Below are 9,999 nucleotides of genomic sequence, written 5' to 3' on the forward strand. Positions count from 1 at the left end.
GTGGCGGGTGGGTCGGTGGATTGGCGGTCGGTGTTGTCGGGGCGGTCGGTGGAGTTGCCGACGTATCCCTTCCAGCACACCCGCTACTGGCCCGAGGCACGAGCACGGAACACCGAACGCCGCGCCGCCTCGGAGACCGAATCCGGCTTCTGGAGCGCGGTTGAGGACGGTGACCTCTCCGGACTGACGGAGAGCCTCGCAATAGACGGCGACCGTCCGTTCCACGAAGCCCTCCCGGCACTCGCCGACTGGCGACGCCGCGAACGTGAGGACTCCGCCGTCGCCGACTGGCGCTACCGCGTCACCTGGGAACAGGTCCCCGACCCGGCCCCCGCCCCGCTGACCGGCACCTGGCTGCTGCTCTCCGCGCCCGACCGCACACCGGAACCCGTCCACGACGCGCTCACCACCCACGGCGCGCGCGTCCTGCGGCTGGTCACTCGGAGCGCGGACCGCGCCGAACTCGCCGCACTGCTCACCACCGAGCTGAGCGGTGTCGACGACCTGGCCGGACTGGTCGTCCTCCCCGCCCCCGGCGAGACCTCGTTGCCCGGTCAACCCGCGGTGCCGCAGGGCGTCGCCCAGGTCCTCAGCCTGGTGCAGGCCCTCGGTGACGCCGGCGTGCAGGCGCCCGTGTGGGCACTGACCTGCGGGGCGGTCGAAGCCGGTCCCGCCGGACCGCCGGCCGACCCGGCGCAGGCCCAGACCTGGGGCCTGGGGCGGGTGGTCGCGCTGGAGCACCCCGAGCGCTGGGGCGGAGTGGTCGACCTGCCCGCGACCCTCGACGCCCGTGCCGCGACCCGGCTCGCCGCAGTGCTGAGCGGGACGACGGGCGAGGACCAGGTGGCTCTCCGCCGCACGGGCCTGCTGGCCCGCCGCGTCGAACGGGCCCCGCTGCCGCCCACCGGACACACCTGGCACCCGCGGGGCAGCGTGCTCGTCACCGGCGGCACGGGCGGCATCGCCACCGGCGTCGACCGGTGGCTGGCCCAGCGCGGTACGCCGCGCCTGACCCTGACCAGCCGCTCCGGCCCAGCCGCTCAGGGCACCGCCGTACTGGCGGCAGAACTGGCCGAGCGCGGCACCACCACCGAGGTGTTCGCCTGTGACGTCGCCGAGCGCGACCAGGTCGCCGCGGTGATCGACCGCATGCCGGACCTGTGCGCCGTCATCCACACAGCCGGAATCGGACAGTTCAGCGCCACCGACGCGGTCACCCCGGAGGCCCACGCCAACGTGGTGACCGCCAAGACGGCAGGCGCCCGCTGGCTGGACGAGCTGACCGCCGGCCGCGACCTCGACGCATTCGTCGTCTTCTCCTCCATATCCGCGACCTGGGGCAGTTCGATGCAGCCCTCCTACGCAGCCGCCAACGCCTACCTGGACGCCCTCGTCGAGGACAGGCGCTCCCGCGGCCTGCCGGGCACCTCACTCGGTTGGGGCGTGTGGGGCGGCGCCGGCATGGGCGCCGGGGACGTCGGCACACAGCTGGGCCGCGCCGGGCTGCGGCGCATGGACCCGGCACTGGGTGTGCGGGCCCTTGCCCAGGCCGTGGACGCCGGCGAGGGCGTGGTCGCGGTCGCCGACGTCGACTGGTCGGCCTTCGCCCCCACCTTCACGGTGCGCAGGCCGAGCCCCCTGCTCACCTCGCTGCCTGACGCCAGGAGCGCGCTCACCGACGAGACGCCGACCGACCCGCAGATCGGCGGCGGCCTCGCGCGCCGCCTGGCGGAAATGACCCCGGCGGAGCAGGAACGCACGGTGGTGGACCTGGTGCGCACCGAAGCCGCCACCGCACTGGGCTACTCCAGCACCGCCGAGGTGGAACCGGACCGGTCCTTCAAGGAACTGGGCTTCGAGTCGCTCACGGCAGTGGAACTGCGCAACCGGCTTCAGACGGTGACCGGACTGGCCCTGCCGGCCACTCTGGCCTTCGACCACCCCAACGCCGCCGACCTCGCCGCGTACCTGCGGGGGGAACTCGTCGGAGACGGCGGGGAACCGGCTGGCATCACCGAGGAACTCGACCGGTTCGAGGGCCTCCTGACGACCGCGGAGGCGGACGAGGAGACCCGCGAACTGGTCGCCGCCCGCCTGCAGCGCCTGGCCGCCCGCCTGCGCACGGACGCAGGCACCACGGACACCGATACCGGCAGGGCCGTCGCCGAGCGCATCGAGACGGCGTCCGACGACGAGATGTTCGAGTTCATCAACAAGCAGCTCGGTCGCTCCGAGTGAGCTCCTCAGACAAGCCCCAGACCGACTGCAGACGAGGTTGCGATGGCTGACGAAGAGACCCTGCGCGATTACCTGAAGTGGACCATGACCAGTCTCCACGATGCCCAGCAGAAGCTGGCCGACGTGGAGGAGCGCAGTCACGAGCCGATCGCGATCGTCGGTATGGGCTGCCGCTACCCCGGCGGGGTGCGTGGTCCCGAGGACCTGTGGGAGCTCGTCGCTTCGGGCACCGACGCGGTGTCGGCGTTCCCGACCGACCGGGGCTGGGAGGACGCCGGCGCCGACACGGAGTACGCCCTCCAGGGCGGGTTCGTCCACGACGCTGCCGACTTCGACGCGGGGTTCTTCCGGATCTCGCCGCGTGAGGCACTCGCGATGGACCCGCAGCAGCGACTGCTGCTGGAGGTCGTCTGGGAGGCCGTCGAACGCGCGGGCATCGACCCCACCGCGCTCAAGGGCTCACGCACCGGAGTGTTCGCCGGCGCGTCGTCGTCCGGTTACGGCGTGGGCGTCGTCGAGACCGACCCCGGCGCCGGCGCCTTCCTGATGACCGGCAACGCCGGCAGCGTCATCTCCGGTCGAGTGGCGTACACGATGGGCCTGGAAGGTCCGGCGGTGACGGTGGACACGGCGTGCTCCTCCTCGCTCGTGGCGCTGCACCTGGCCTGCCAGGCGCTGCGCAACCGTGACTGCGGCCTCGCGGTGGTGGGCGGCGTGACCGTCATGGCCACCTCGATGACCTTCGCCGAGTTCGCCCGGCAACAGGGCCTGGCCACGGACGGTCGGTGCAAGTCCTTCTCGGCCGACGCCGACGGCACCGGATGGGCCGAGGGCGCAGGCGCGTTGGTGGTCGAGCGCCTGTCCGACGCACGGCGGCTGGGACACCGCGTACTGGCGGTCGTGGCCGGAAGCGCCGTCAACCAGGACGGCGCGTCCAACGGCCTCACGGCACCGAACGGCCCCTCGCAGCGTCGGGTGATCAGGGCAGCCCTGGACAGCGCCCGCCTCTCGACGGCCGACGTGGACGCGGTGGAGGCGCACGGCACGGGCACCACGCTGGGTGACCCGATCGAGGCGCAGGCGCTGCTGGCCACCTACGGCCAGGAACGCCCGGGCGACCGACCGCTGTGGCTGGGCTCGATCAAGTCCAACATCGGCCACAGCCAGCAGGCGGCGGGCATCGCCGGCGTCATCAAGATGGTGCTCGCCCTACAGCACGACCGACTGCCCCAGACCCTGCACGCCGAACAACCCTCCCCCCACGTGACCTGGTCCGCCGGGAACGTCAAGCTGCTCAAAGAGCCCGTCGCGTGGCCCGCGGAGAGTGGTCGCGTCCGCCGCGCCGGAGTGTCGGCGTTCGGCATGAGCGGCACCAACGCCCACGTCATCGTCGCCGAGACCCCGGAGAGCGAGGAGCCGCAGACCGGTGGTGAGGCCGCGGCCCCGAGCGCGGGTGAGGCCGGTGAGGCAACCTCGCGTCCTGCGGTGCTTGCCGGCGTGAGGGTGGTGCCGTGGCGGGTGTCGGGTCGGGACGGGGCGGCCCTGGTGGAACAGGCGGGTCGGTTGCGTGAGCACGTCCTGGCGCGGCCGGAGCTGGAGCCGCGTGACGTGGCGTGGTCGCTGGCGACGACGCGTGCGGTCTTCGAGCACCGGGCGGTGGTGCTGGGCCCCGATCGCGAGCAGCTGACCACGGGGCTGGAGTCGCTGACCTCAGCACTGCCGGCGGCCAACCTGGTGACTGGTGCGGTCCCGGCGGGCGGTGTCGGTCGGACGGTGTTCGTCTTCCCGGGGCAGGGGAGTCAGTGGGTCGGTATGGGCCGGGAGCTGGCTGCGGTCTCGCCGGTGTTTGCGGCGCGGCTTGCGGAGTGTGGTCGGGCTCTGTCGCCGCACGTGGATTGGGAGTTGGACGACGTCCTGGCCGGGCTGCATGGCTTCGAGGCTGCGGATGTGGTGCAGCCGGCGTTGTGGGCGGTGATGGTGTCGTTGGCGGCGGTGTGGCAGGCCGCGGGGGTGCGTCCCGATGCGGTGGTGGGTCATTCGCAGGGTGAGATTGCCGCTGCGACGGTGGCCGGGATTCTGTCGCTGGAGGATGCGGCGAAGGTGGTGGCGCTGCGCAGTCGGACGCTTCGGGCGTTGGCGGGGCGTGGCGGGATGATGGCGGTGGAGCGGGACGCGGTCACCGTGCGGGAGTGGATCGCCGCGTTTGGAGACCGGCTGTCGGTTGCGGCGGTCAATGGGCCGCGGTCGACGGTGGTTTCCGGTGAGCCGGAGGCGTTGCGGGAGTTGGCCGCGGCGCATGAGGGGACGCGTACGCGGATCCTGCCGGTGGACTACGCCTCGCACAGCGCGCACGTGGACGAGCTGCGCGCCGACATCCTTACCGCCTTGGACGGCATAGCTCCGGGCGTGGGTCAGGTGCCGATGGTCTCGGCGATGAGTGGCGAGTCGATCAGCGGGCCGGAGCTGGACGCGGCTTACTGGTATGCCTCGTTGCGCGAGACGGTCGAGTTCGAGCGGGCGGTGCGCAGTCTGGGTGAGTCCGGGCACGGGGTGTTCGTGGAGGTGTCGCCGCACCCGGTGCTGACCGGTGCGATCGGCGACGCCCTGGAGGAAGCGGCCCCGGTGGTGGTGGGCACACTGCGCCGGGACGACGGCGGTGCCGAGCGGCTGCTCACCTCGCTCGCCGAGGGCTTCGTGCGGGGCGTGCCCGTGGACTGGGCCGCCGTCGTCGGAAGCGGAGAGACCGTCGACCTCCCCACCTACGCCTTCCAGCACCGCCGTTACTGGCCGACGCACACGGCTGCCACGTCGAGCCGCACTGTCGCCGACTGGCGCTACCGCATCGAGTGGGCCCCCGTCGGTGAGTCCGGGAACACCTCCGTGTCGGGAACGTGGCTGCTGGTCTCCGGCAACGGGACGGAGGCCGAGACGGCCTTCGTGGAGCGGGCGCTGTCCGAGCGGGGTGCCGAGGTCGTCACCGTCGATTCCGCCGGGCTCGGCCCGGTCCCGGCCGATGTTCAGGGCGTGGTCTCCCTGCTCGCACTGGACGAGGAGCCCCTTGCCGACCACCCCTGGCTGGCGGGGGGAACCGCCGGCACCCTGACACTGGTGCAGGCCCTGGCCGGGGCCGGGATCGAGGCTCCGCTGTGGGTGCTGACCCGTGGTGCGGTCGGCACCGGTCCCGGCGAAGAGGTCGGTAGCCCGGACCAGGCCCAGGTGTGGGGTCTCGGCCGGGTCGCCGCCCTGGAACTGCCGGAGCGCTGGGGCGGACTGGTCGACCTTCCCGAAGAGCTGGACGAGGCCGCGGCGGCGCGCCTCGTGGCCGTGGTCACCGGCGCCCTCGACGAGGACCAGGTGGCACTCCGGGCCCGCGGCGTGCTGGGCCGACGCCTGGTGCACGCAGGACCGGCCGAACAGAGCACCAAGTGGACGCCGCGCGGCACGGTTCTGGTGACCGGGGGCACCGGCGGCATCGGGGGCCACACGGCGTCGTGGCTGGCCGAGCGCGGGGCTCGAAGGGTGGTGCTGACCAGCCGCTCCGGCCCGGCCGCGGCAGACGTGGCCCGACTGGCCGCCCGTATTGCCGAACGCGGCTCCGCTGTGGACGTGCTGGCCTGCGACATCGCTGACCGTGACCAGGCCGCGGGTCTGCTGGAGCACGTCGACGCCGAGGGCCCGACGCTGTCCTCGATCATCCACGCCGCCGGCGCCAGCTCGGGCGGCCCCGTCACCGACACCAGCGTCGCCTCCCTAGCACAGGTCACGGCCGCCAAGGTGGGCGGCGCCCGATGGCTCGACGAGCTGACCGCGGGGTACGACCTCGACGCGTTCGTGACCTTCTCCTCCGGCGCCGGCGTCTGGGGCAGCGGCGGACTGTCCGCCTACGCCGCAGGCAACGCGTTCCTCGACGCCCTGTGCGACCGGCGCCGTGCCCACGGCCTGGCCGCTACCACGGTCGCCTGGGGACTGTGGGGCGACGGTGGCATGGTCGGCGCCGTGGCAGCCGAGCAGATGCGCAGCCTGGGCATGGGCGTGATCGATGCCCGGCGGGGGATGCGCGCCCTGGCCGAAGCGGTCGATGCCAGCGAAGGTGCGATGGCCGTCGCCGACATCGACTGGGAGGTCTTCGCCCCCACGTTCACCATGCGCCGGAGCAGCCCGCTGATCTCGTCGCTGCCGGAGGTGCGGCAGGCGCTCGAGACGGACGGAGACGGCTCCGGCACGCGCGCAACGCCGACGAGCGAGCTGGGCCGGCGCCTGGCGGCCCTTCCGGAAGCCGACCAGAAACAGCAGCTGACCGACCTGGTCCGCCGTCACGCGGCCGCCGTGCTGGGCCACGATTCGGCGGACGCCGTGGAACCCGAACGCGCCTTCAAGGACCTGGGCTTCGACTCGCCCGGCGCGATCGAACTGCGCAACCGTCTGGCCTCGGAGGCCGGGGTCAAGCTGCCCTCCACTCTGATCTTCGACTACCCGAACGCAGCGGCCCTGGCGGAACACCTGCGGAGCCAGCTTCTCGGGGTCGAAACCGACAGCGCACTCGCGGTCCCAAGCGTCACGTCGGTCGACGACGAGCCGATCGCGGTGGTGGGGATGGGGTGTCGTTATGCGGGTGGTGTGACGGGGCCCGAGCGTTTCTGGGAGCTGCTCACCGCAGGGGTCGATGCGGTTTCGGCCTTTCCGACCGATCGTGGCTGGGAGGAGTTCGAGCGGGCGTTCGGTGGCGAGGAGGCGGTGTCGGGTCGGGCGTACGTGCGTGAGGGTGCGTTCGTGTACGACGCGGCGGAGTTCGATGCGGGGTTCTTCGGGATTTCGCCGCGTGAGGCCTTGGCGATGGATCCGCAGCAGCGTCTGCTGCTGGAGGTCGTCTGGGAGGCCGTCGAACGCGCCGGACTGGCTCCGACCGAGCTGAAGGGATCGGACACCGGCGTCTTCATCGGCGCCACCGGGTCCGGGTACGGCTCGGGAGCCTCGGGCTCCGAGGGCTACATGATGACGGGCAGCCTGACGGCCGTCCTCTCCGGCAGGGTCTCCTACGTCCTGGGGCTGGAGGGCCCGGCAGTGACGGTCGACACCGCCTGCTCCTCCTCGCTGGTGTCCCTGCACCTCGCCGCCCAGGCACTGCGGTCCGGCGAGTGCTCGATGGCACTGGCCGGTGGCGTGGCGGTGCTGACCACACCAGCCGCGTTCATGGACTTCTCCCACCAGGGCGGGATGGGCTCCAGCGGGCGGTGCAAGGCGTTCTCGGCGGAGGCCGACGGTATCGGCTGGGGTGAGGGTGCGGGTGTGCTGGTGCTGGAGCGGTTGTCGGACGCCCGGCGCAACGGTCACCGTGTGCTGGCCGTGGTGCGGGGCAGTGCCGTCAACCAGGACGGTGCCTCCAACGGCCTGTCCGCTCCCAACGGGCCCTCGCAGCGACGCGTGATCCGAGCGGCGTTGGCCAACGCGGGCCTGGTGCCGGCGGACGTGGACGCGGTGGAGGCGCACGGGACGGGTACGGCGCTGGGCGACCCGATTGAGGCGCAGGCGTTGTTGGCCACCTATGGCCAGGAGCGGCCCGCCGATCGGCCGTTGTGGCTGGGTTCGTCGAAGTCGAACATCGGCCATACGGGGTGTGCGGCGGGTGTGGCGGGTGTGATCAAGATGGTGTTGGCGCTGCGGCATGGTGTGTTGCCGCGGACGTTGCATGCGCAGGAGCCGTCGCCGCATGTGGACTGGTCGGCGGGGAACGTCGCGCTGCTCCAGCAGCCGGTGGAGTGGCCGGCTGGGGGGCGTCTGCGGCGGGCGGGGGTGTCGGCCTTCGGCGTCAGCGGCACCAACGCCCACGTCATCCTGGAGGAAGCACCGCAGCCCAGCCCTGAGACTCCCGGAGACACGGACCTGACGGGAACCTCCGACACCCAGGACCGTGCAGAAGCCGCAGACGGCGTGGGAGCACCGCCCGTGGCGCCACCTGTCCCGGCGTGGGTGCTCTCGGGCCGGACGAGCGAGGGCCTGGCGGCGCAGGCGGGTCGGTTGCGTGAGTACGTCCTGGCGCGGCCGGAGCTGGAGCCGGGTGATGTGGCGTGGTCGCTGGCCATGACCCGTTCGTCCTTCGAGCATCGTGCGGTGGTGTTGGGCTCCGGCCGTGAGGAGCTGTCGGCCGGCTTGGCGGCGGTGGCGACGGGTCAGCCTGCGTCTGGTGTGGTGACCGGGACGGCTGCGGTGGGCGGCGCCGGTCGGACGGTGTTCGTCTTCCCGGGTCAGGGGAGTCAGTGGGTCGGTATGGGCCGGGAGCTGGCTGCGGTCTCGCCGGTGTTTGCGGCGCGGCTTGCGGAGTGTGGTCGGGCTCTGTCGCCGCACGTGGATTGGGAGTTGGACGACGTCCTGGCCGGGCTGCATGGTTTTGAGGCTGCGGATGTGGTGCAGCCGGCGTTGTGGGCGGTGATGGTGTCGTTGGCTGCGGTGTGGCAGGCCGCGGGGGTGCGTCCCGATGCGGTGGTGGGTCATTCGCAGGGTGAGATTGCTGCTGCGACGGTGGCCGGGATTCTGTCGCTGGAGGACGGGGCGCGGGTGGTGGCGCTGCGCAGTCGGACGCTTCGGGCGCTGGCGGGGCGTGGCGGGATGATGTCGGTGGGCGAGTCGGTGGAGGCGGTGCGGGAGCGGATCGCCGGCTTCGGGGACCGGCTGTCGGTTGCGGCGGTCAACGGCCCGCGGGCCACCGTGGTTTCCGGCGAGCCGGAGGCGCTGCGTGAACTGGCCGCCTCCTGCCCGGAGTCGGTGCGCACCCGGATGGTCCCGGTGGACTACGCCTCGCATAGCGCGCACGTGGACGAACTGCGCGCCGAGATCCTGGCCGCCCTGGACGGCATCACCCCTCGCGTGGGTCAGGTGCCGATGGTCTCGGCGATGAGCGGCGAGTCGATCACTGGTCCGGAGCTGGACGCGGCCTACTGGTATGCCTCACTGCGCGAGACGGTCGAGTTCGAGCGGGCGATTCGCACTCTCGCCGACCGGGGGCACGGCATCTACGTGGAGGTTTCACCCCACGCCGTGCTGACCGGGGCCATCAGTGACGCCCTGGAGGAGGCGGCCCCGGTGGTGGTGGGCACACTACGCCGCGACGACGGTGGCGCCGACCGACTGCTGACCTCACTGGCCGAGGGCTACGTGCGGGGTGTCCCCGTGGACTGGGCCCACCTGCTCGGTGGTGGCGAGGTCGTCGAGCTTCCGACGTACGCCTTCCAACGCCGTCGCTACTGGGCGAGCTCTGCTCTGCCCGAGTCCACGACGGAAGCCGGAAAGGACTCTGGAGGCGATGCGGAGTTCTGGGCTGCGGTGGAGGCCGGTGATCTGGGTGGTCTGGCGGAGACGCTTGAGGTTGATGGCGGCAGTTTGAGTGCGGTGGTGCCGGCGTTGGCGGCGTGGCGGCGTCGTGGGCAGGCTGATGCGTCGGTGGCGGACTGGCGTTATCGGGTGGTGTGGCAGCCGGGGAGCGAGGGTGCGGGTGTCCTGTCGGGGACGTGGCTCCTGGTCGGCGGCGGCGGCGTCGGTGACGGTGACGGTGGCGGTGATGAGGCCGAGGTGATCGGACGCGCCTTGGGCGAGAGGGGTGCGGAGGTCGTTCGGGTGGATCTGGCCGGCCTCGGCGGGGTTACGTCAGGGGATGTGGCTGGTGTGGTGTCGCTGCTGGCGTTGGATGAGTCGTTGCTGCCGGGTGAGGGGTGGGTGCCTCGGGGGACGGCGGCCACGTTGGAGTTGGTGCAGGAGTTGGGGAAGCAG

The 9,999-nt window shown here is 72.3% G+C and carries 2 protein-coding genes; both read left to right on the plus strand.

Going from position 1 to position 9,999, the window contains the following annotated elements; genetic code table 11:
• Positions 1-2,238, plus strand: a 2,238-nt coding sequence (locus ACFV3R_RS34230) for an SDR family NAD(P)-dependent oxidoreductase (protein ID WP_385591382.1), incomplete at its 5' end; no start/stop codon positions are given.
• Positions 2,239-2,280: 42 nt separating this feature from the next.
• Positions 2,281-9,999, plus strand: a 7,719-nt coding sequence (locus ACFV3R_RS34235) for an SDR family NAD(P)-dependent oxidoreductase (protein WP_385591384.1), incomplete at its 3' end; no start/stop codon positions are given.

This window comes from Streptomyces sp. NPDC059740 (assembly GCF_042733155.1).
Classification (GTDB): Bacteria; Actinomycetota; Actinomycetes; order Streptomycetales; family Streptomycetaceae; genus Streptomyces.